This is a genomic window from Pseudomonas sp. SWI36, assembly GCF_002948105.1.
GTDB classification, from domain to species: Bacteria; Pseudomonadota; Gammaproteobacteria; order Pseudomonadales; family Pseudomonadaceae; genus Aquipseudomonas; species Aquipseudomonas alloputida.
Map to the genome: position 1 here is coordinate 59,004 of NZ_CP026675.1, position 21,767 is coordinate 80,770.

At 63.1% G+C, this 21,767-nt stretch carries 25 protein-coding genes; 13 read left to right on the top strand and 12 right to left on the bottom strand.

All coding sequences use genetic code 11. The features are described 5' to 3' along the window. Positions 1-13: 13 nt before the first annotated feature. From C4Q27_RS00345 to C4Q27_RS00370, 6 genes are all read right to left on the bottom strand, one after another. Positions 14-1,066 (bottom strand): DUF1615 domain-containing protein, encoded by a 1,053-nt coding sequence (locus C4Q27_RS00345; protein WP_104886212.1) that lies wholly within the window; start codon positions 1,064-1,066, stop codon positions 14-16. 26 nt (positions 1,067-1,092) lie between these two features. Further along, complete coding sequence (locus tag C4Q27_RS00350) at positions 1,093-1,644, bottom strand: hydrolase (protein WP_064490969.1); 552 nt, start codon at positions 1,642-1,644, stop codon at positions 1,093-1,095. A 56-nt stretch (positions 1,645-1,700) separates the two neighbouring features. Then, a complete protein-coding gene (locus C4Q27_RS00355; RefSeq protein ID WP_104886213.1) occupies positions 1,701-2,420 on the bottom strand; it encodes a thioesterase II family protein in 720 nt (239 codons plus the stop codon). Then, positions 2,417-2,638 carry an MbtH family protein gene (locus tag C4Q27_RS00360; protein ID WP_016711157.1) on the bottom strand — a complete coding sequence of 74 codons (222 nt, stop codon included), beginning with the start codon at positions 2,636-2,638 and terminating at the stop codon, positions 2,417-2,419. The genes C4Q27_RS00355 and C4Q27_RS00360 overlap by 4 nt, the downstream gene beginning before the upstream one ends. Before the next feature lie 133 nt (positions 2,639-2,771). Continuing rightward, the gene (locus tag C4Q27_RS00365; RefSeq protein WP_010954639.1) at positions 2,772-3,173 is read right to left on the bottom strand and encodes a hypothetical protein; all 402 of its coding nucleotides are present in this window, start codon (positions 3,171-3,173) and stop codon (positions 2,772-2,774) included. 26 nt (positions 3,174-3,199) lie between these two features. After that, positions 3,200-4,084 carry a LysR family transcriptional regulator gene (locus C4Q27_RS00370; protein ID WP_010954640.1) on the bottom strand — a complete coding sequence of 295 codons (885 nt, stop codon included), beginning with the start codon at positions 4,082-4,084 and terminating at the stop codon, positions 3,200-3,202. Between the two features lie 146 nt (positions 4,085-4,230). Here C4Q27_RS00370 and C4Q27_RS00375 point away from each other — a divergent pair, with 146 nt between their 5' ends. Further along, positions 4,231-5,250, top strand: a complete 1,020-nt coding sequence (locus C4Q27_RS00375) for an alpha/beta hydrolase (protein WP_104886214.1) — start codon at positions 4,231-4,233, stop codon at positions 5,248-5,250. A gap of 204 nt (positions 5,251-5,454) precedes the next feature. Here C4Q27_RS00375 and C4Q27_RS00380 read toward each other — a convergent pair whose 3' ends face one another. Continuing rightward, a complete protein-coding gene (locus C4Q27_RS00380; protein WP_104886215.1) occupies positions 5,455-5,748 on the bottom strand; it encodes a DUF1330 domain-containing protein in 294 nt (97 codons plus the stop codon). A gap of 78 nt (positions 5,749-5,826) precedes the next feature. On the opposite strand from C4Q27_RS00380, the gene ribBA reads away from it, so the two are divergent. The 6 genes from ribBA to C4Q27_RS00410 all read left to right on the top strand — a co-directional run bounded on the left by ribBA (position 5,827) and on the right by C4Q27_RS00410 (position 12,661). Then, entirely contained in the window at positions 5,827-6,948 is a 1,122-nt protein-coding gene (gene ribBA / locus C4Q27_RS00385; protein ID WP_020193491.1) for a bifunctional 3,4-dihydroxy-2-butanone-4-phosphate synthase/GTP cyclohydrolase II, read from the top strand. 331 nt (positions 6,949-7,279) lie between these two features. Continuing rightward, positions 7,280-8,305 carry a polyamine ABC transporter substrate-binding protein gene (locus C4Q27_RS00390; protein ID WP_020190567.1) on the top strand — a complete coding sequence of 342 codons (1,026 nt, stop codon included), beginning with the start codon at positions 7,280-7,282 and terminating at the stop codon, positions 8,303-8,305. After that, complete coding sequence (locus C4Q27_RS00395; protein ID WP_010954644.1) at positions 8,302-9,219, top strand: ABC transporter permease; 918 nt, start codon at positions 8,302-8,304, stop codon at positions 9,217-9,219. Before C4Q27_RS00390 ends, C4Q27_RS00395 begins: the two co-directional genes overlap by 4 nt. A gap of 6 nt (positions 9,220-9,225) precedes the next feature. After that, positions 9,226-10,032 carry an ABC transporter permease gene (locus tag C4Q27_RS00400; RefSeq protein WP_003256236.1) on the top strand — a complete coding sequence of 269 codons (807 nt, stop codon included), beginning with the start codon at positions 9,226-9,228 and terminating at the stop codon, positions 10,030-10,032. A gap of 17 nt (positions 10,033-10,049) precedes the next feature. Beyond that, positions 10,050-11,198 carry an ABC transporter ATP-binding protein gene (locus C4Q27_RS00405; RefSeq protein WP_064490966.1) on the top strand — a complete coding sequence of 383 codons (1,149 nt, stop codon included), beginning with the start codon at positions 10,050-10,052 and terminating at the stop codon, positions 11,196-11,198. 155 nt (positions 11,199-11,353) lie between these two features. Continuing rightward, a complete protein-coding gene (locus tag C4Q27_RS00410; RefSeq protein ID WP_064490965.1) occupies positions 11,354-12,661 on the top strand; it encodes a substrate-binding domain-containing protein in 1,308 nt (435 codons plus the stop codon). Between the two features lie 132 nt (positions 12,662-12,793). Here C4Q27_RS00410 and gorA read toward each other — a convergent pair whose 3' ends face one another. The 5 genes from gorA to C4Q27_RS00435 form a co-directional block, all read right to left on the bottom strand. Beyond that, positions 12,794-14,149, bottom strand: coding sequence for a glutathione-disulfide reductase (gorA, locus tag C4Q27_RS00415; protein WP_064490964.1), 1,356 nt, complete (start codon positions 14,147-14,149; stop codon positions 12,794-12,796). Positions 14,150-14,246: 97 nt separating this feature from the next. Then, positions 14,247-15,086, bottom strand: coding sequence for a UTP--glucose-1-phosphate uridylyltransferase GalU (gene galU / locus C4Q27_RS00420; protein WP_010954649.1), 840 nt, complete (start codon positions 15,084-15,086; stop codon positions 14,247-14,249). Between the two features lie 236 nt (positions 15,087-15,322). After that, positions 15,323-16,237: a c-type cytochrome gene (locus C4Q27_RS00425; RefSeq protein ID WP_012051913.1), complete on the bottom strand. Its 915-nt coding sequence runs from the start codon at positions 16,235-16,237 to the stop codon at positions 15,323-15,325. Beyond that, positions 16,234-16,884, bottom strand: a complete 651-nt coding sequence (locus C4Q27_RS00430; protein ID WP_004576587.1) for a cytochrome c — start codon at positions 16,882-16,884, stop codon at positions 16,234-16,236. The genes C4Q27_RS00425 and C4Q27_RS00430 overlap by 4 nt, the downstream gene beginning before the upstream one ends. Positions 16,885-16,961: 77 nt before the next feature. After that, on the bottom strand, positions 16,962-17,321 hold the full coding sequence (locus C4Q27_RS00435) for a hypothetical protein (RefSeq protein ID WP_019438771.1): 360 nt from the start codon (positions 17,319-17,321) through the stop codon (positions 16,962-16,964). 159 nt (positions 17,322-17,480) lie between these two features. Between C4Q27_RS00435 and C4Q27_RS00440 the strand changes: the two genes are divergently transcribed. From C4Q27_RS00440 to modC, 6 genes are all read left to right on the top strand, one after another. Then, positions 17,481-17,783 carry a DUF1883 domain-containing protein gene (locus C4Q27_RS00440; RefSeq protein WP_003250918.1) on the top strand — a complete coding sequence of 101 codons (303 nt, stop codon included), beginning with the start codon at positions 17,481-17,483 and terminating at the stop codon, positions 17,781-17,783. Between the two features lie 7 nt (positions 17,784-17,790). Continuing rightward, complete coding sequence (locus C4Q27_RS29360; RefSeq protein WP_012051910.1) at positions 17,791-17,961, top strand: hypothetical protein; 171 nt, start codon at positions 17,791-17,793, stop codon at positions 17,959-17,961. A 51-nt stretch (positions 17,962-18,012) separates the two neighbouring features. Further along, the gene (locus C4Q27_RS00445) at positions 18,013-19,098 is read left to right on the top strand and encodes a nitronate monooxygenase family protein (RefSeq protein ID WP_104886216.1); all 1,086 of its coding nucleotides are present in this window, start codon (positions 18,013-18,015) and stop codon (positions 19,096-19,098) included. An 82-nt stretch (positions 19,099-19,180) separates the two neighbouring features. Then, positions 19,181-19,939, top strand: coding sequence for a molybdate ABC transporter substrate-binding protein (gene modA, locus C4Q27_RS00450; RefSeq protein WP_064492598.1), 759 nt, complete (start codon positions 19,181-19,183; stop codon positions 19,937-19,939). Beyond that, on the top strand, positions 19,939-20,619 hold the full coding sequence (gene modB, locus C4Q27_RS00455) for a molybdate ABC transporter permease subunit (RefSeq protein ID WP_010954656.1): 681 nt from the start codon (positions 19,939-19,941) through the stop codon (positions 20,617-20,619). The genes modA and modB overlap by 1 nt, the downstream gene beginning before the upstream one ends. A 1-nt stretch (position 20,620) precedes the next feature. After that, positions 20,621-21,712, top strand: coding sequence for a molybdenum ABC transporter ATP-binding protein (modC, locus tag C4Q27_RS00460; RefSeq protein ID WP_104886217.1), 1,092 nt, complete (start codon positions 20,621-20,623; stop codon positions 21,710-21,712). Positions 21,713-21,767: the final 55 nt, after the last annotated feature.

Sequence of the window (21,767 nt, forward strand, 5' to 3'; positions counted from 1 at the left end):
GGTTGCTGCCAGGCTAACGCTTCATGCACCGCTGATAACGCTCATCCACCCGCCCGGCAAACCAGGCCGTGGTCAGCTTGCGGGTAATCTTCGGGCTCTTCAGCTCGATGCCCGGTAGCACTGCGCGGGGCACCGGTTTGCCGGCTTTGGCATCTGCCAGGGCAAACACCCCGCTGTACAGCTTGCTGTCCTCGAACGCCAGGCTGTCAGCCTCCTCCAGCTGGCTTCGGATCTGCGGGTTACGCAGCCCCAGCTTCACCCCCAGCTTGCGCGCGGCCAGTTCGGTGGTCCCCGGCATGATCGCCCCCGGCGCCACCAGGTCGCCGTCCAGTGCCAACTTCACCCCCGTGACCTTGCTCAACGCCGCCTGGAATGCCGCATTGCGGCTGGCGTACCAGCCCGCGTTGAAATCGGCGAAACGGTAAAGCTGGCGCTCGTAGTTGGCCGGGTAGCCCAACAGGTGGGCAATACCAAAGTACATGCCGCCGCGCCGGCTGAACACTTCCTGGCGAATTGTGCCTTCATGGCTGTAGGGGTAATCCCTTGCATGCTTTTCGGCGAAGTCGATGCTGACCTGCATCGGCCCGCCGGTCTGCACCGGATTCAGCCCGTCCAGCAAGGTCTTGCCCAGCGGCACGCGTTCAACGACTTCGTCGTACAGTTCACTCAACTGCTTTTCGCTGCGCACCGTCTGCAACCGCTGCTGGTAGCTCTTGCCGTTGCCCGACGGCGTCTTCAGCGCACCGTCGACCAGCAGTTTGGGAATATGCAGGCGCGCAGCGCGGCGGTCGATCTCCTGGCGGGCGATGCGCCCAAGGTTGGGCACCTGTGGGTCCGCAGTGAAGGTCGACTCCTGTTCGGTCACCGCCAGCACTGCGCACAGGTTGCTTTTACTGGGCGCTATGCGCTGGGCTTCGAAGGCTGCCTGGATATCCTTGGCCCAACCCTCGCGGTCCTTGACCTGGGCGGGTAACAGCCGCAACAGCTGCGCACGGACTTTCGCCGGGTCCGCTTCGGGCGCTTCTTCGCGGCGCCCGGCACAGCCTTGCAACAGCACCAGGGCCATCACCGAAATGGCCAGTAACCGGCCGTTCAGGGCTGTTCACCGACCAGATAGGTTTTGCTGATGTGGCGGAACTGCGGGTGCCCGGCACTGCCCATCAACTCGAACAACACCATCTCGCGGGTCACCAACTGCGCGCCGGCGGCACGCATGCGCGCCAGGCCTGCGGCCTTGCTGGCCGGGCTGCGGCTGTCGCAGGCATCCTCGACCACGAACACTTGCTTGCCCAGCGCCAACAGGCCGAGCACGGTCTGCAGCACGCAAACATGGGTTTCCATGCCGCAGACGATCACTTGCTCACGCGCCATCAAACTGGCTGGCAGGCACTCGGCAGCCACGCAGGAAAAGTGACTTTTTTCCACCACTTCGGCTGCCGGCGCTGCGGCCAGCAGTTCGGCCAGGGTATGACCCAGGCCTTTGGGGTACTGCTCGGAAATTACCGTCGGCAGCGCCAGCTCGGCAGTCGCCGCCAGCAACCAACGGGCCCGTGCCCGAGTGCCTTCGGGGTCGCTCATGGCACCGATCAGCTTTTCCTGGATGTCGACGACCAGTAGCGTGGCCTTGAGTGGATCGATCAGCATTGTCTGCCTCTTGCCTGGGAAAACCCTAGCCTCCCCCAGGCAAGCGGTGTCGTCAATCAGGCAGACAGCCGAAGCGGCTGCAGCGACGCGGTCAGCGCAGCGAGCACACGGTCTTCCTGCTCATGGATGAAGAAATGGCCACCCGGGAACATCTGCAGCGAGAACGCGCCGTGAGTTTCACAGCGCCATGCCTGCAGTTGCTCATCGCTGGCCCGGTCATCCACGCCACCCAGCACATGCAGTGGGCACTGCAACGCCGGCCGCTGCCGGTATGTGTAAGTGCCGCACAACAGAAAATCCGCGCGCAAGGTCGGAAGGGTCAGGCTCATCAGCTCAGCGTTGGCCAGCACTTCCTCAGGCGTGCCTTGTAGCGCGCGCAACTCGCTGATCAGCTCGGCGTCGCTCTTGGGCTCGCGCCAGTTGTTGCCGTCGTAGTCCTCACGCCGGGTAGGTGCCGCGGTGCCGCAGGCGAACAAGGCCAGCGGCGCCGGGCAGCCCAATGCCTGCAGCTCATGGGCCAGCTCGAAGGCCAGCAGTGCACCCAGGCTGTGGCCGAGCAGCGCATAAGGAGCGCTTGCCGCCAGTCGCTGCTCGCTGGCCAGTTGCCGAGCCAGCACTTGCATGTCGGTGTGCAGCGACTCGGCCATGCGCGCGCCCCGCCCAGGCAACTCTACCGGGCGCACCTGCAACCATGCCGGCAGCTTGCGCCGCCAGCGGCTGTAGACCATGGCGCTGGCCCCGGAGTACGGCAGGCACAGCAGGTTCAGCACGGTCACTGGGCGGCAGCTTCGGCCATTTTCTGGCGCAGGCTCAGCGGGCGCATGTCGGTCCAGACTTCATCGATGTAGGCCAGGCATTCCTTCTTCAGGCCGCTTTTGCCCACGGCACGCCAGCCATTGGGGATGGCTTTGTAGTCGGGCCAGATCGAGTATTGCTCTTCGTGGTTGACCACTACCTGGAACTGGATATCGTCGCGGTCGAAAACGGAAGTCATTGCCTGTCTCCTTAAATGATGATGCCGCTGCGCGCCTGGCGCAGGGTGGCTTTCAAGTAGACGTAGCAAGCGCTGTAAAAATTAACGGAATTGACGCGCCCCATGTGGCCACGGCCGATGCCGGTATTAACCCTCAGGTATCACGCAACAGGTCGTGCGTATCGAGCAACCGGAACGCAACCTGCGGATTACGCTCCAGCCCGCGCCGGATCGCCGCCGGGATAGACTGCCGGGTCTTGCGGCACAGCCCGGGCTGATCGTCCAGTTCGATGACGATGCCGCGCATGGTCCGTACCTCGTTGTAACCGGGGGCGATGTGCACGCGGATGCCGAGGTTTTCGTACAGGCGCTGCTGCAGACGTTGAAGGTCTTCCAGGTCCTTCAGGTTTTCCAGGCGTTCGAGCAGGCGTTTTTCTTCCTGCCGGGTCAGCAAGAGGATGCGCTGGGCGGCCTGCGGATGGTCGGCCAGTTGCTCGCGGCCGCAGACGCAGGCGCCAGGGGGGCAAGGTTGGCGTAAAGGAACGGGTGTACTCATAGGGCAAGCATAGCCTGTACCGACGGTCAGAGCTGCGCCAGCCGCGCGCGCAGGAAGCTGACAAAACCCTGCACCGGCCGCGCGACCTGCCGGTGCTGCGGATACACCGCCGACAGCTGCAGCGCGGGCGGGCGCCACTCATCCAGAACCGTCACCAGTTGCCCCTCCGCCAACGCCTGCCCAACGATAAAGGTCGGCAGATAAGTGACCCCCATCCCGGCAATCGCAGCCCCCCGCAGCAACTCGCCATTGTTCGCCCGCATGCGTCCGGTCACCTGAATTGCCTGGGTTTTGCCACCTTTGTGAAATTGCCACTGCACCTGCCGCGAATGCCCATAAGGCAGGCAATCATGCGCGGCGAGCTCATCCGGTTTTCCCGGCACTCCCCGTGCTTGCAAATACGCCGGGCTCGCACAGTAGACCCGCTCGACACTGGCGATACGCCGGGCGATCAGGCTGGAGTCCTCCAGTGCACCAATCCGCAGCGCCAGGTCATAGCCTTCACCAATCAGGTCCACAGCGCGGTCGCTCAGGTCTACCTCCACATCAACCTGGGGGTGCAGCTGCAGAAACTCGGTCAGCAGGCAGCCCAGGTGCGCCATGGCAAACGACAGCGGCGCGCTGAGGCGCAAGGTGCCGCGCAAGACCTGGGCCTGGCCGCTGATGTCGTGTTCGACCTGCTGCACTTCACCCAGCAGGCGCAGGGCCGACTGGTAGTAGTGCTGCCCCAGTGGCGTGGCATCGAGGCGCCGGGTGGAGCGGTTGAGCAGGCGCACGCCCAGGCGCTCTTCAAGCTGCATCAGACGCCGACTGACCGATTGCTTGGACATGCCCAGTCGGTCGGCGGCAGCGGTGAAACTACCGGCCTCCATCACCTGGGCAAAGATCCGCATGTCTTCGTAAGGGTTCATTGTCTCGCTCTAGCTGACAGTCAAACACTTTATAGCGGCTTTTTCCCACAAGTGCATCTGCCTAATCTACGCACAAGTCGCAGCGATGGCCCCTCAGGCCAGGCAAGACGCCCACTACCAACACTTGCACAGAAAAGGATTCGCCCATGAACATTGTCCACAAAGCCCTCACCACCTCCCTCTTGGCCCTGTCCGTTTCCAGTGCCTTCGCCGCAGGCAGCCCTGGTGTCGAACAACACACCCAGGCCTTCCTCGAAGCCCTGGAGAAAGGGGGTGGCAAGCCGCTGGAACAGCTCACACCAAAAGACGCCCGCGCGGTACTGACCGGCGCCCAGGCTTCGGTGAAGGTCGACCTCTCGGGGGTCGAGGTGAAGGAACGCACGATTCAGGCCAATGGCCAATCGATCAAGCTGCAAGTGGTGCGCCCGACTAATGTCAAAGGTGATCTGCCGGTGTTCATGTTCTTCCACGGCGGCGGTTGGGTGCTGGGCGACTTCCCGACCCACCAGCGACTGATCCGCGACCTGGTAGTCGGCTCGGGTGCGGTGGCGGTCTATGTGGACTACACCCCCTCACCGGAAGCGCACTACCCGACGGCGATCAACCAGGCCTACGCCGCGACTCGCTGGGTGGCCGAGCATGGCAAGGAGATCGGCGTGGATGGCAAGCGCCTGGCTGTAGCCGGCAACAGCGTTGGCGGCAACATGGCGGCGGTGGTTGCACTCAAGGCCAAAGAGGCCGGCACCCCTGCCCTGCGCTTCCAGCTGCTGCTGTGGCCGGTGACCGATGCCAGCTTCGAGACAGCGTCGTACAAGCAGTTTGCCGAAGGACACTTCCTGACCACCGGGATGATGAAGTGGTTCTGGAACAACTACACCGTTGATGCAAAGGCGCGGGCGCAGATCTACGCCTCGCCGCTGCGGGCGTCCGCCGAACAGCTGAAGGGCTTGCCACCGGCCCTGGTGCAAACGGCTGAGTTCGATGTGCTTCGGGATGAAGGTGAGGCGTATGCCCGCAAGTTGAATGCGGCGGGCGTGACAGTAACCTCGGTGCGCTACAACGGAATGATTCATGACTATGGGCTGCTCAACCCGTTGAGCCAAGTGCCGGCAGTAAAGGCGGCGCTGCGGCAGGCGGGCAACGAACTTAAAGTGCATCTGCAGTGAGGCAATGAGCAATAGACCCGCCTGGGCGGGTCTTTTGCTTCTATTTGCGGAAACGGCCCGCAGGCTTCAATGAATCTGCCATCGGTGCGGCAGGTCCGGCCCTTTCGCGGGTAAACCCGCTCCTACACAGCCACCACAACCGTCAAATTCTGTGGTGGCCTGTGTAGGAGCGGGTTTACCCGCGAAAGGGCCGGCAAATCCTGCTCAGGGCTCAAACCCCTCCACAATGATCACCTCAGCCTTCGCCACTCCTTGGCGATGGCTGCATGCCTCCTGATACAGCGCGGAGCGGTAACAGGCGACGGCCTGCTCGTACGAATCGAACTCGATCACCACACTACGCTGAGGCGTAGCCCTCCCTTCCATCGCCTCGCTACGCCCGCCACGGGCCAGGAAGCGACCGCCGAATGCCTTGAAGGCTGCCGGGGCGCGCTGGGTGTACTGCTGGTATTGCTCGGGGTCGGTCACGTCCACATGGGCTATCCAGTAGGCCTTCATGTGCAGCTCTCCTGTTACGGTGATATTTGTGTATGATGGTATACCATAAAATTCACCCCACCACAGTGAGCGTGCACCATGGCTTTCAACACCATCGAGGAACTTCTCGAGGACTACCGGCAAGGCAAGATGGTCCTGCTGGTGGATGACGAGGACCGGGAAAACGAAGGCGATCTGCTGATCGCTGCCGAGCGCTGCGACGCCCAGGCCATCAACTTCATGGCTCGCGAGGCGCGCGGGCTGATCTGCCTGACCTTGACCGACGATCACTGCCAGCGCCTGGGCCTGGAGCAGATGGTTCCGGCCAACGGTAGCGTGTTCAGCACCGCGTTCACCGTGTCGATCGAGGCAGCCACCGGGGTCACCACCGGCATTTCTGCCGCTGACCGGGCACGCACCGTGGCAGCGGCCATGGCCCCCAACGCCCGCCCCGAAGACCTGGTGCAACCTGGCCACATCTTCCCCCTGCGCGCCCGCGAAGGCGGCGTGCTGACCCGTGCCGGCCACACCGAAGCAGGCTGCGACCTGGCACGCCTGGCCGGCTTCAGCCCGGCCTCGGTCATCGTTGAAGTGCTGAACGACGACGGCACCATGGCTCGACGCCCCGACCTGGAAGTGTTTGCCGCCCGGCATGGCATCAAGATTGGCACCATCGCCGACCTGATCCACTACCGCCTGAGCACCGAGCAGACCATCAAGCGCATCGGCGAGCGCGAGCTGCCGACGGTGCATGGCACCTTCCGCCTGGTCACCTATGAAGACCGCATCGAAGGTGGTGTGCACATGGCCATGGTCATGGGCGACATTCGCCGCGAACAGCCGACCCTGGTGCGGGTGCATGTGATCGACCCGCTGCGCGACCTCGTGGGTGCCGAATACGCCGGCCCCGCCAACTGGACGCTGTGGGCGGCGCTGCAGAAGGTGGCCGATGAAGGTACTGGCGTGGTGGTGATCCTGGCCAACCACGAATCCTCCCAGGCCCTGCTTGAGCGCGTGCCACAACTGACCCACCCTGTGCGGCCCTATCAACGTGGCCAGTCCAAGGTGTATTCCGAAGTGGGCACCGGGGCGCAGATCCTCCAGGACCTTGGCGTGGGCAAGCTGCGTCACCTGGGGCCACCGCTGAAATACGCGGGGCTGGCGGGCTATGAGCTGGAGGTGGTGCAGAGCATCCCCTTCGAACCCGGGATTGCAAGCTAAAAGCAACATCAGCAACTGATTTATCGAGGCTCTGTAGGAGCGGGTTCACCCGCGAATGCGTCGGTGGCGTCACCATCGCATTCGCGGGTGAACCCGCTCCTACAGGGCCCTTGGTGCTTTTGACAGGGCGGAGTGATGGCCGGTCGCCCCATACCTCTTGCCAAAATCTTGGAATACCATAATATGATATCCCGTAGACCTTGAATCTACAGGCCGGCACCTACAATTAAAAACGGCCACCAGAACACTTTGTTTTAGCTGCTCCCCGAACACTGTTGGCGGGCGCACCAAAAGCCCCGCCTCGAATAACAAAAGCAACGAGGGCGTAACCATGCTGTTAAGCAAACGTGTAACCGCAGTGCTGTCTGCCAGCCTGCTGACCCTGGCATGTCAGGCCGCCCAGGCCGCCGACAGCCTCAACTTCGTCAGCTGGGGCGGTACGACCCAGGACGCCCAGAAAGAAGCGTGGGCAGTACCGTTCACCAAAGCCACGAACATCAAGGTTGTGCAGGACGGTCCCACCGACTACGGCAAGCTCAAGGCCATGGTCGAGAGCGGTAACGTGCAGTGGGACGTGGTCGACGTCGAAGCCGACTTTGCCCTGCGTGCCGCCAGCGAAGGCCTGCTCGAACCCCTCGACTTCAACCAGATCAAGCGCGACAAGATCGACCCACGCTTCGTCTCCGACCATGGCGTCGGTTCATTCTTCTTCTCCTTCGTGCTCGGCTACAACGAAGGCAAGCTCGGGGCCAACAAGCCGGTGGACTGGACCGCGCTGTTCGACACCAAGGCCTACCCCGGCAAGCGAGCCCTGTACAAATGGCCCAGCCCCGGCGTGCTGGAACTGGCCCTGCTGGCCGACGGCGTAGCCCCCGACAAGCTGTACCCGCTGGACCTGGACCGCGCCTTCAAGAAGCTCGACACCATCAAGCAAGACATCGTCTGGTGGGGCGGTGGCGCCCAGTCGCAGCAGTTGCTGGCCTCGGGTGAAGCCTCGCTCGGCCAGTTCTGGAATGGCCGTGTCTACGCCCTGCAGCAAGACGGTGCACCGGTGGGCGTGAGCTGGAAGCAGAACCTGGTCATGGCCGACTTCCTGGTCATCCCCAAAGGCGCCAAGAACAAGGAAGCGGCCATGAAATTCCTGGCCAACGCCAGCAGCGCCGAGGGCCAGGCCGAATTCGCCAACAAGACCGCCTACGCGCCGGTCAACGTCGACAGCGTGGCCAAACTGGACAAAGACCTCGCGCCAAACCTGCCAACTGCCTACGCCCAGGACCAGGTCACCCTCGACTTCGCCTACTGGGCCAAGAACGGTCAAGCCATCGCGGCCCGCTGGAATGAGTGGTTGGTCAAATGAAAGTCGCCATCAACGCCCTGCACAATGCGCAAGGTACCCCCACGGGTGCCGGCGCCCCGGGCACCACCCCGCGCCGCGCAAGCCTGAGCCAGCGCTGGAAAGGCAGCCGCAACCTGCTACCCGCCTTGCTGTTCCTTGGCGTGTTCTTCTTCGCCCCGCTGGTCGGCCTGCTGCTGCGCGGGGTGCTGGAACCCACCCCTGGGCTGGGTAACTACGAGCAGCTGTTTGCCAACTCGGCCTACGCACGTGTGCTGTTCAACACCTTTTCCGTGGCCGGCGTGGTGACCCTGATCAGCGTGCTGCTGGGCTTCCCGCTGGCCTGGGCGATCACCCTGGTGCCCAAGGGCTGGGGCCGTTGGCTGTTGAACATCGTGCTGCTGTCGATGTGGACCAGCCTGCTGGCGCGCACCTACTCGTGGCTGGTGCTGCTGCAGAGCTCGGGCGTGATCAATAAGGCGTTGATGGCCATGGGCATCATCGATGCCCCGCTGGAAATGGTGCACAACCTCACCGGCGTGGTAATCGGCATGAGCTACATCATGATCCCGTTCATCGTGCTGCCACTGCAGGCGACCATGCACGCCATCGACCCGATGGTGCTGCAGGCAGGTTCGATCTGTGGCGCCAGCCCGTGGACCAACTTCTGGAAGGTGTTCCTGCCGCTGTGCCGCTCGGGGCTGTTCTCCGGTGCGCTGATGGTGTTCGTGATGTCGCTCGGTTACTACGTCACCCCGGCGCTGCTGGGGGGCGCGCAGAACATGATGCTGCCTGAATTCATCATCCAGCAGGTGCAGTCGTTCCTCAACTGGGGCCTGGCCAGCGCCGCTGCCGCACTGCTGGTGGCGATCACCCTGGTGCTCTTCTACCTGTACCTGAAGCTGCAGCCGGAATCCCCGGTTGGCAACGCGAGGTAAACCGCCATGCTCCTGTCTCCCAATGCCATGGGCCGCCCGCTGCGCACGGGCCTGTACCTGACCACCGGGGTCATCGCGGCCTTCCTGCTGCTGCCGGTGGTGTTCATCGTGTTGCTGTCATTCGGCTCGTCACAGTGGCTGGTGTTCCCGCCACCGGGCTGGACCTTCAAGTGGTACGGCCAGTTCTTCTCCAACCCGGAGTGGATGGACGCCGCACTGGCCAGCCTGAAGGTGGCCGTGCTGACCACCATCGCCGCTGTGCTGCTGGGCCTGCCCAGCGCATTCGCCCTGGTGCGTGGCCGCTTCCCGGGCCGCGAGCTGCTGTACGGGCTGTTTACCATGCCGATGATCGTGCCGCTGGTGATCATTGCCGTGGCGGTATACGCACTGTTCCTCAAGCTAGGTTACACCGGCACGCTGTTCGCCTTCGTGGTCAGCCACGTGATAGTCGCCCTGCCGTTCACCATCATCTCGATCATCAACTCGCTGAAACTGTTCGACCAGTCGATCGAAGATGCCGCGGTGATCTGCGGTGCCTCGCGCCTGCAGGCGATTTTCAAGGTCACGTTCCCGGCCATCCGCCCCGGCATGATCGCCGGTGGCCTGTTCGCTTTCCTGGTGTCCTGGGATGAAGTGGTGCTGAGCGTGATGATGGCCAGCCCCGACCTGCAGACCCTGCCAGTGAAGATGTGGACCACCTTGCGCCAGGACCTGAGCCCGGTCATCGCCGTGGCTTCGACCTTGCTGATCGGCCTGTCGTTGCTGGTCATGTTCATTGCCGCCGCCTTGCGCCGGCGCACCGAAAACGCCTGAGCGCGGAGAAAACAACAATGAGTGCAGTGATCAAAGACAACGCGCACGGCAAAACCCTGGTCAGCCTGCGCGGCCTGAACAAGCACTACGGCGACTTCACCGCCGTGGACAACCTCGACCTGGAGATCCAGGACGGCGAGTTCCTGACCTTCCTCGGTTCCAGCGGCTCGGGCAAGTCCACCACCCTGTCGATGCTGGCCGGCTTCGAAACACCGAGCAGCGGCGAGATCCTGGTCGACGGCCAGTCGCTGGTCAACGTGCCGCCGCACAAGCGTGACATTGGCATGGTGTTCCAGCGGTATTCGCTGTTCCCGCACCTGAATGTGCGTGACAACATCGCCTTCCCACTGGCCATTCGCAAACTCGGCGCTGCCGAAACCGCCAAGCGCGTCGACGCCATGCTCAAGCTGGTGCAACTGGAACAGTTCGCGCACCGCAAACCCTCGCAAATGTCGGGCGGCCAGCAGCAGCGCGTGGCGATCGCCCGGGCGCTGGTGTACGAGCCGCGCATCCTGCTGATGGACGAGCCGCTCGGCGCGCTGGACAAGAAGCTGCGTGAAGACCTGCAGGACGAACTGCGCCAGTTGCACCGCCGCCTGGGCATCACCATCGTCTACGTCACCCACGACCAGGAAGAAGCCATGCGCCTGTCCCAGCGCATCGCCATTTTCAGCCACGGCAAGATCGTCGGCCTGGGCACCGGTTACGACCTGTACCAGAACCCACCGAATGCCTTTGTCGCATCGTTCCTGGGCAACTCCAACTTCCTGCGGATCAAGGCCAGCAGCAACGGCGCGGGCAGCTTCGAGGGCCAGCCAGTGGCCATTCGCTTGACCCCGGGGCTGGCCGCCTCGCAGGATGCACTGATCATGGTGCGCCCGGAAAAGGCCGTGGCCCTGAGCGCCGAACAGGCCATGCGTGAACCGCTGCCGGCGGGTTGGAACGAGGTCACTGCCAAGGTTGGCGAAGTGCTGTTCCTGGGTGAAAGTCAGACCTGCCATGTGGTGACTGCAGGGGGTACCGAGCTGACCGTGAAGGCACTGTCGGCGGCGGGCATGCCGATGCAGCCGGGCGACAGCGTGAAGGTGCGTTGGGCAGTGGCAGACGCTTGCATTTATACCGAATGGGCCGAGAGCGACCTGAGCAAGTCGGCCGGGGCGCATTAACGCTCTTGTGCGTTGCAGCGCCTGCCAGATCGAGCACCGCCCGCGCGGCACACGATCTGGCAGGCGCTGCACTATTGGAGGCGTACGCCCCGTCACATTATCATCACGCCACTGTCGTAATCTGCCGGCCAACTCTATGCCACAGGTCACCCGGCATGCTCCGCCTGCTTGTCTTGCTGCTCACCCTGCTACCACTCGCGACCCTGGCTGAGCCCCTGCACCTGCGCGTGCAAGGCTCCAACACCATCGGCGCGGCCTTGCTGCCGGCGCTGGTACAGGGGCAATTGCGCGCACAGCAGGCCAACGCCATCGAACAACAGCCGGGCAAGGTGGCCAACGAATGGGTGATCACCGCCCGCGACGGGCACGGCCAGCCCTTGCGCATCGACATTGCAGCCCACGGCTCGAGCACCGGCTTTGTCGCGCTGGGCCGTGGCGACGCGGACCTGGCCGCCGCCTCGCGGCCGATCAACGACAGTGAAGTGCGCCAGTTGCAGGCGCTGGGCGACCTTCGCGCAGCCGGCGCCGAACAAGTGATCGGCCTCGACGGCGTCGCGGTCATCGTCCACCCCGACAACCCAATACCCCAACTGAACATCCGGCAACTGGCGCACATTTTCTCTGGGCAGATCCAGCGCTGGGAACAACTGGGCATACCTGGCGGGGCCATTCATCTGTATGCCCGTGACGACCGTTCCGGCACTTTCGAGACCTTCAAGGCGCTGGTGCTGGAACCTCAGCATGGCGAGCTTTCGGCCAAGGCCAGGCGTTTCGAGTCCAGTGACGAATTGGCGGCACGCGTGGGTACCGACCGCCAGGCCATCGGTTTCAGCAGCCTGGCCGCCGTACACGGGGCCAAGGTGCTGGCGGTGGCCGAAGGCGACGCGCCGGCCCTGCTGCCGGAGCGCGCACGGGTGGCCAGCGAGGACTACCCACTTTCACGGCGCCTGTACTTTTACCTGCCGGCCAACCCCAAGCCCCAGGCCAAGGCCCTGGTCGATTTTGCCCAGAGCCCGGCCGGCCAGGCGATCATCGCCCAGCAGGGTTTCGTTTCGCAGCAGATCAAGGCCCTGTCTGTCGCCCCCCAAAGCGACATGCCACCGCCCTATCGTACCCTAGCCCGGCAGGCGCAGCGGCTGAGTGTGAACTTCCGCTTTCAGGAAGGAAGCGCCAGCCTGGATAACAAGGCCCTGCGCGACGTACAGCGGGTGACAGAGTACCTGCGCCAGGCCGGGAAGCTGCAGGGCAAGGCAGTGCTGGTGGGGTTCGGCGACCCCAAGGAAACCCCTGGGCGCGCAGCCCTGCTCTCCCGCCTACGTGCGCAAGCGGTGCGCCGCGAACTGGCGCGCGGTGGCGTGGAGGTGCTGCAGGTGACCGGGATGGGCGATGAACTGCCAGTGGCCGGGAATGAACTGGAGCAAGGCCGGCTGCGCAACCGGCGGGTCGAGGTGTGGGTGTATTGACCCGGCCTTGCCCCCCCCTGAAGCAGCCTTGTGCTGCAACGAGGCCCGAATGACAGAAACATTCCGGTGTCAGCAAGGACCTCGTAGCAGCGCAAGGCTGCGTCTACAGGCTGTACAGCAGGCTCCGCGTCATCAGCGGGTGACGGTGCGCATGGTCACGAACTCTTCAGCCGCCGTCGGGTGCACGCCGATGGTTTCGTCGAACTGCTGCTTGGTGGCACCGGCTTTAAGCGCAATGCCCAGGCCCTGAATGATTTCGCCAGCGTCAGGCCCGACCATGTGGCAGCCCAGCACCTTGTCGGTCTCGGCATCGACCACCAACTTCATCAGGGTCTTTTCCTGAATGTCGGTCAGGGTCAGCTTCATGGCCCGGAAGCGGCTTTCGAATACCTGCACCTTGTGCCCGGCCTGCAGCGCCTGCTCTTCGGTCAAGCCTACGGTACCGATGGGTGGCTGGCTGAACACCGCAGTGGGGATGTTCTGGTAATCCACCGGGCGGTACTGCTCGGGTTTGAACAGGCGCCGCGCCACGGCCATGCCTTCAGCCAAGGCCACTGGGGTCAACTGCACACGGCCGATCACATCGCCAATGGCGAGAATCGAGGGCGCGGTGGTCTGGTACTGCTCATCGACCCGGATGTAACCGCGCTCATCCAGCTCGACGCCGGTGTTCTCCAGGCCCAGATTGTCCAGCATCGGGCGCCGGCCGGTGGCATAGAACACACAGTCGGCTACCAGCTCGCGGCCGTCCTTGAGCGTGGCTTTCAGGCGACCATCTTCAAGCTTGTCGATGCGCTGGATGTCGGCGTTGAACTGCAGGTCGAGGCCGCGTTTTTCCAGCTCTTCCTTCAGGTGGGTGCGCACCGAGCCGTCGAAGCCGCGCAGGAACAGGTCGCCACGGTACAGCAGTGTGGTGTCGGCCCCCAGGCCCTGGAAGATGCCGGCGAATTCGACGGCGATATAACCCCCACCCACCACCAGCACGCGGCGCGGCAGGCCCTTGAGGTAGAAGGCTTCGTTGGAGGTGATGGCCAGTTCCTTGCCAGGAATGTCCGGAACCTGCGGCCAGCCACCGGTAGCGATGAGGATATGCTCGGCGGTGTAGCGCTGACCGTCCACTTCCACTTCGTTGGCACCCGTCAGACGCGCGTGGCCCTGCAACAGGGTCACCCCGCTGTTGACCAGCAGGTTACGGTAGATGCCGTTAAGGCGCTCGATTTCCCGATTCTTGTTGGCAATCAGGGTACCCCAGTCGAAATGCCCCTCTTCCAACGTCCAGCCGAAACCCGCGGCTTGCTCCAGCTCATCGGCAACGTGCGCGCCGTATACCAGCAGTTTTTTCGGCACACAACCGACGTTGACGCAGGTCCCCCCCAGGTAGCGGCTTTCAGCCACTGCCACTTTTGCGCCAAAACCGGCAGCAAAACGCGCTGCGCGCACACCACCGGACCCGGCGCCAATCACAAACAGATCAAAATCGAAGGCCATGTATTCACTCTCCCAGGCAGGCGTCCAGCATACCGCCGTTGGCCGCCGCAAACAAAAAAGCCACCCCGAAGGATGGCTTTGAGGCCAGCAGGGCTTATCAGTAAGCCTTGCCAGTCTTGTAGTAGTTCTCGAAGCAGAAGTTGGTCGCGTCGATGTAGCCTTCGGCGCCACCGCAGTCGAAACGCTTGCCCTTGAACTTATAGGCAATCACGCAGCCATCCTTCGCCTGCTGCAGCAGGGCATCGGTGATCTGGATTTCACCGCCTTTGCCTGGCTTGGTGTTGGCGATGATGTCGAAGATATCCGGGGTCAGGATGTAACGGCCGATGATCGCCAGGTTCGAAGGCGCGTCTTCCGGGGCCGGTTTTTCGACCATATTGGTCACACGGAAGATGTCGTCGCGGATCATCTCACCGGCGATCACACCATACTTGTTGGTTTCCTGCGGGTCGACTTCCTGGATGGCGACGATCGAGCAGCGGTACTGTTTGTACAGCTTGACCATCTGAGTCAGTACGCCGTCACCTTCCGGGTTGACGCACAGGTCGTCCGCCAGCACCACCGCGAACGGCTCGTCGCCGATCAGTGGGCGGCCAGTGAGAATGGCGTGGCCGAGGCCCTTCATTTCGGTCTGGCGCGTGTACGAGAAGGAGCACTCGTTGAGCAGACGACGAATACCGACCAGGTATTTTTCCTTGTCGGTGCCCTTGATCTGGTTTTCCAGCTCGTAGCTGATGTCGAAGTGGTCTTCCAGGGCGCGCTTGCCGCGCCCGGTAACGATGGAGATCTCGTTCAGACCCGCATCCAATGCTTCTTCAACGCCATACTGGATCAGTGGCTTGTTGACCACCGGCAGCATTTCCTTGGGCATGGCTTTGGTAGCAGGCAAGAAGCGCGTGCCGTAGCCGGCTGCCGGGAACAAGCATTTTTTGATCATATACGTCCTTACAAAAGGCTAGGCCTGTGGAATTCGGCGCAGTCTAATCAGGCGGCAGTCACCTTACAATGCCCCCGATAACGACCGTTGCCATCATAGAGATATCCCAGTGTAGATAGTTCCGGGGGATCGTAAATATTGCTGTCATACATGACCGTTGGATGACAGGGAAATCAGCGTGCCGGTGGCGGCCTCTCCGACGGGCTCACGCGCCAAGAGGCCGCCACCGGCTTACCTCAGCTACCCGTCCCTTGTCCGATCAGCACCCCATCAACCTGCTGACCATACAGGTTAACCCCATCATTGGCATGAAACTTCACCCGCGTCTTCTCGATGGATCCCTCTACCAACCGCGGGTCCTGTGGCCGCTCATGGCGGTTGATCCACGCCGCCACATCCCAGGCCTGCTGATCGCTGAGGCTGCCCGGCTTGCCAAGCGGCATGTTGTACTTGATGAACGACGCCGCGGTATTGATGCGGTGCATGCCGGCCCCCCAGTTGTAGGAGTCCTTGCCCCAAAGCGGCGGCATTACGTACTCGCCTGCGACCTTTTGCCCTTCACCGTTATCGCCATGGCAAATCGCGCATTGTTCACGGTAAACCTGCTGGCCGCGCTTGAAGTCATAACCGCCCTTGGGTTGTGCCACCTCCGGATAACCACGTCCGGCAATCTCCACACCGGTCGGCGCCTTGGTCGACAGCCAGTATGAATACACCGCCAATGCCGTCATCTGCGGGCTGTCAGCGGCCGGCGGCTTGCCGTTCATGCTGAACTGAAAACACCCTTGGATACGCTCGGCGAAGGTGTTGACCTTGTCATTCTTCTTGCGATAGGCCGGGTACATCGGGTAGGCCCCCCACAGCGGCGCCGAGTGCGCCAACCGCCCCTGATCGAGGTGGCAGTTACTGCAGTTCATACCGTTGCCCACCGCCTCGGGCATCAGTCGGCGGGTGTCGACGAACAAGGCGTGGCCTTCACGCACCATTTTGCCAAAGGCATTATCGGGCAACTCACGCTCAGCAGGCGGCACAAACTGCGGTGCAGCCTGCACACCGGGCACCTTCAACTGCGACTGGTCTTCCATGGCGATCGGCGTGGCCTGGGCGCTGCCCACGGCCAGCAGCAACAAGACGGGAATCAAGGTTTTCATGGCGTGACCTCCTGACTGGCGGGGCGGGCGAAGAACTCGGCAACGGCCTTGATCTCCTCATCGGTCATGGCCTTGGCCACGCCGACCATCAGCTGGTTGGGGTCATTGCTGCGGCTGCCGTCGCGCCAGGCATTGAGCTGTGCCACCAGGTAACTGGCGGGCTGGCCGGCCAAGGGCGGGAAGTGTTCGCCCACCCCGCCGCCACCCGGCCCGTGGCATTGCACGCAACCTGGAATCTGCCGGCTCCAGTCGCCGTACAGGGCCATGCGGGTAGTCGGGTCATCGGCAATCTGCTGGCGGTGCAGGTCGCCAGCGGGCGCTGCCGGCAGGCTGGCCAGGTAGGTACTGACGGCCTTGATTTCGTCGTCGCTCAGGGCCTTGGCCAAAGGTTCCATCACTGGCTGCTTGCGGCTGCCGTTGCGCCAGTCCTGCAACTGCTTGGCAAGATAACCGGCCGGTAGCCCAGCCAAACGTGGAAAGCCGGCAGCCGCAATGCCATTGCCGTCCGGGCCATGGCAACCCAGGCAGGCCATGGCGGCGGGGTTGGCCCCACCCTGGGTGAAGACCTTCTGACCCTCAGCGGCATGTGCCGTGGGCCAGATCAGGATCAGCAAGCTGCCGATCATCACGCGTCTCAACGGTGTCATCACGAATCTCCTTTTCTTTTGTTATATGTTTAGGCTTAAAACATATAAGCAGAGAAAGGATGACCCGTTGCTTCAGATCAACTTCCGGAGATGCATTGCGTTGCCGCAGTGCGCACATCGCCAAGGCGCAGCGGGAAGTTATTCAGCCGCTCGTGCAGTTTGATGCTGCTGCCGCTGCCGCGCTTGTCGATATCCACCAACGCCGCCGGGCCGGCACCTGAGGTGATTTTCTGCGGTACGATCAGCCGCAGGCCATCGCCACGCTGCTCTTCGGTCAGCGGGTCACGCGTATCGGCAAGCTTCTCCTTTACGCAGTCGGCATAGGCGCGTGGGCTCTTGCCAGAGATCACATCCATCGTTTCACGCGATTGCTCCAGCTCCGCGACGCTCACGCAGCCACCGAGCGTCACCGACAACGCCGCCACCATCCACTTCATTTGCTGCACCTCTGCCTTCAAGAATTCGCTTCGACCACATCCAGGCGGTTTTGCTCCCTGCTTTGGCAGAATTATCTACACCCGGCGATCAACGCGGCAGTGTAACGGCACATCGTGGTATCTTTTGCTTTTGCAGATCCAAACCTTGCGGAGCATCACATGAAATTCGTACACCAGCGCGAGCACCTCAACGAGGACGATATTGTCGTCATCGAGTGCTCCCAGCGCTGCAATATCCGCCTGATGAACGACGCCAACTTCCGCAGCTTCAAGAACGGCGGCCGTCATACCTACCACGGCGGCCATTTCGAGAAGTTTCCGGCGAAGATCACCGTACCCAGCACCGGCTTCTGGAACATCACCATCGATACCGTCACCACTCGCCCGATCTCGGTCACCCGCAAGCCAACGCTGACCCACAAGATCAAGATCATCCGTCGCTCGTCGTCGAAACTCAGATAAGGCCACCATGACCCAGACCATCAAGTACGTCATCAAATACAAGCTCGACGGCCAGCGTCGCTGGGATTTCGCGCTGATGCCCGATGCCTCGCAAGAGCAAGCCCTCGAGGCCCTGCGCAAGATCCACGGCGAAGACGCCGAGAAAATCAGCGACATCCAGGTCAGCAAGGCCCTGTAAGACTCGCCGCAAGCCCCCGCCGCAGCGCTCGCCCCACGCAAGGAGAATCGCATGAGCCATTGGCCCGACCGCCGTATCCTCGACCTGCTGGGCATCGAGCTGCCCATTCTGCAGGCACCCATGGCGGGGGCGACCGGCTCGGCCATGGCCATTGCCGTGGGCCTGGCAGGTGGCTTGGGCGCCCTGCCCTGCGCCATGCTCAGCGGCGAACAAGTGCGCGCCGAGATCGCTGCATTCCGCGCCGGCTGCCCGGGGCGCCCGCTGAACCTGAACTTCTTCTGCCATCAGCCGCCAGCGCCCGATGCCGAGCGCGATGCGCGCTGGAAGCAGGCACTTGAGCCTTATTACAGCGAAGTGGGCGCCGATTTCACGGCGCCCACGCCGGTGTCAAACCGTGCGCCTTTCGACGAGCAGAGCTGCCTGCTGGTCGAAGCGTTGCGCCCGGAGGTGGTGAGCTTCCACTTCGGCCTGCCGCAGGCCGAACTGCTGCAGCGGGTAAAGGCCAGCGGTGCCAAGGTACTGTCCAGCGCCACGACCGTGGAAGAAGCGGTCTGGCTGGAGCGCCATGGCTGCGATGCGATCATCGCCATGGGTTATGAAGCCGGTGGCCATCGCGGCATGTTCCTCAGCGATGACATCACCAGCCAGATAGGCACCTTCGCGCTCGTACCGCAGGTGGCCGATGCCGTCGGCGTGCCGGTGATTGCTGCCGGTGGTATCAGCGACCACCGCGGGCTGTTGGCGGCACTGGCCCTGGGTGCCTCGGCAGTGCAGATCGGCACGGCTTACCTGTTCTGCCCCGAGGCCAAGGTGTCGCCAGCGCATCGCCGGGCGCTGGACAGCGCGCCTGCCAGCGACACCGCCCTGACCAACCTGTTCACCGGCCGCCCGGCGCGCGGCATCAACAATCGCCTCATGCGCGAGCTGGGGCCGATGAGCGAGCTTGCACCGCGCTTCCCGCTGGCGGGCGGGGCACTGATGCCTTTACGGGCAATCACCGATCCGCAGGGTAAGAGTGATTTCAGCAATCTGTGGTCGGGGCAGGCGTTACGGCTGGGCCGGCACATGCCGGCGGGTGAGCTGACCCGGGAGATTGCCGGTAAGGCATTGGCAGTGATCGGTCACCAGGCACTCTGACAGGCAGGCATGGCCTCTTCACGGCCAATGGTTTATCGCTATATAGTTAAGGCTATAACGATAATCTCAAGGAGCTGTCTTCATGCGTATCCGCTCGCCCCAGCTGGTCATCACTGCCCTGGCCAGCCTGCTCGGCTTCAACACTGCCTGGGCCGACGAAGTCCAGGTCGCGGTCGCAGCCAACTTCACAGCCCCTGTCCAGGCCATCGCCAAGGACTTCGAAAAAGACACCGGCCACAAACTGATCGCGGCCTACGGCGCCACCGGGCAGTTCTACGCGCAGATCAAGAACGGTGCACCGTTCGAAGTGTTCCTCGCCGCTGACGACACCACCCCCAAGAAGCTGGAAGCAGAAAAGGAAACCGTACCTGGCTCACGCTTTACCTACGCCATCGGCACTCTGGCCTTGTGGTCTGCGAAGGAAGGCTACGTAGATGCCAAGGGTGAAGTGCTGAAAAAGAACGAATACAAACACCTGTCCATCGCCAACCCGAAAGCGGCACCTTACGGCCTGGCCGCCACCCAGGTACTGGACGGGCTGAAGCTCACCGAGGCCACCAAAGGCAAGATCGTCGAAGGCCAGAACATCACCCAGGCCTTCCAGTTCGTCTCCACCGGCAACGCCGAGCTGGGCTTCGTCGCTCTTTCGCAGATCTACAAGGACGGCAAAGTAACCCATGGCTCGGCCTGGATCGTGCCGTCCAACCTGCACGACCCGATCCGCCAGGACGCCGTCATCCTCAACAAAGGCAAGGACAATGCGGCCGCCAAGGCACTGGTCGAATACCTCAAGGGCCCAAAAGCCGCAGCGGTGATCAAATCCTATGGTTATGAACGCTGATGCCACTCGATGCCAGTGACCTGGGCGCCATCTGGCTGACCGTAAAACTGGCCAGCCTGACCACCCTGATCCTGCTGATCATCGGCACACCGGTCGCCTGGTGGCTCGCGCGCACGCGCTCTTGGCTGCGCGGGCCGGTGGGTGCGGTGGTGGCACTGCCGCTGGTACTGCCACCGACGGTGATCGGCTTTTACCTGTTGATCGCCCTTGGCCCGCACGGCTGGCTTGGTCAGGCCACCCAGGCGCTAGGCCTGGGCAGTGTGGTGTTCAGCTTCACAGGCCTGGTGATTGGCTCGACGGTGTACTCCATGCCGTTCGTGGTGCAACCCCTGCAGAATGCCTTTGGCGCGATCGGCCAGCGCCCCCTGGAAGTCGCCGCTACCCTGCGCGCCAGCCCATGGGATACCTTCGTTCATGTGGTGCTGCCGCTGGCCCGCCCTGGCTTCGTCACTGCCAGCATCCTCGGCTTTGCCCACACGGTGGGCGAGTTTGGCGTCGTACTGATGATCGGTGGCAACATCCCCGACAAGACTCGCGTGGTTTCGGTGCAGATTTTCGATCACGTCGAAGCCATGGAGTATTCGCAAGCTCACTGGCTGGCCGGGGCCATGCTGGTGTTCTCTTTCCTGGTGCTGCTCCTGCTGTACGCTGGACGCCGCGGCAAAGCTGGCTGGAGCTGAAATGACCGCATCGATTGTGGCGCACCTGAAACTGGCACGCGACGACTTTACCCTGGACGTCAACCTGCAACTGCCCGGGCGCGGCATCAGCGCGCTGTTCGGCCACTCTGGCTCCGGCAAGACCAGTTGCCTGCGCTGCCTGGCCGGGCTGGAACGGGCCGCCAGCGCCTATATCGAAGTCAACGGCGAAGTCTGGGAAGACAGCACCCGAGGCTACTTCCAGGCACCGCACCTGCGCCCGGTGGGCTACGTGTTCCAGGAAGCCAGCCTGTTCCCGCACCTGTCGGTGCGCGGCAACCTGACGTTCGGCTGGCGCCGGGTAGCGCCCGCTGAACGCAAGGTCAGCCTCGACCAGGCGTGCCAACTGCTGGGTATCGGCCACTTGCTGGACCGCCGCCCGGCAACCCTGTCGGGTGGCGAGGCGCAGCGGGTGGGTATTGCCCGCGCCCTGCTCAGCAGCCCGCGGCTGTTGTTGATGGACGAGCCGCTGGCAGCCCTCGACGGCCCGCGCAAGCGCGAGATACTGCCCTTCCTGGAGCGCCTGCACGACGAACTGGACATCCCTCTGATATATGTCAGCCACGCCCAGGATGAAGTCGCGCGGCTGGCCGACCACCTGGTGTTGCTGGAACAAGGCCGGGCGATCGCCAGCGGCCCGATCGGCGAAACCCTGGCTCGCCTTGACCTGTCGCTGGCCCAAGGCGACGACGCCGGCGTCGTGTTCGAAGGTAGGGTGGTTGGGCACGACCCGCATTACGGCCTGCTGGACCTGCGCCTGCCCGGCAGCAGCGGGCCGCTGCTGCGCATCACCCACGCGGCGCAGGTGATGGGCAGCACCCTGCGCGTCAAGGTGCAGGCCCGGGATGTCAGCCTGGCACTGGCGGCGGACAGCGCATCGAGCATCCTAAACCGCCTGCCGGTGCGTGTGCGCGAGAGCTGCCCGGCAGCCAACCCGGCGCATGTGCTGGTCAGCCTGGATGCTGGCGGCAATGCCCTGCTTGCACGCATCACCCGCTTCTCGGCAGACCAGCTCGGTTTGCACACGGGGCAGATACTGTTCGCCCAGATCAAGTCGGTGGCCCTTTTGGGTTGAGCATCCTTAGCGCGCGTATTGTCCATTGATCAGTGACCTGATCGAGGCCCGCCGC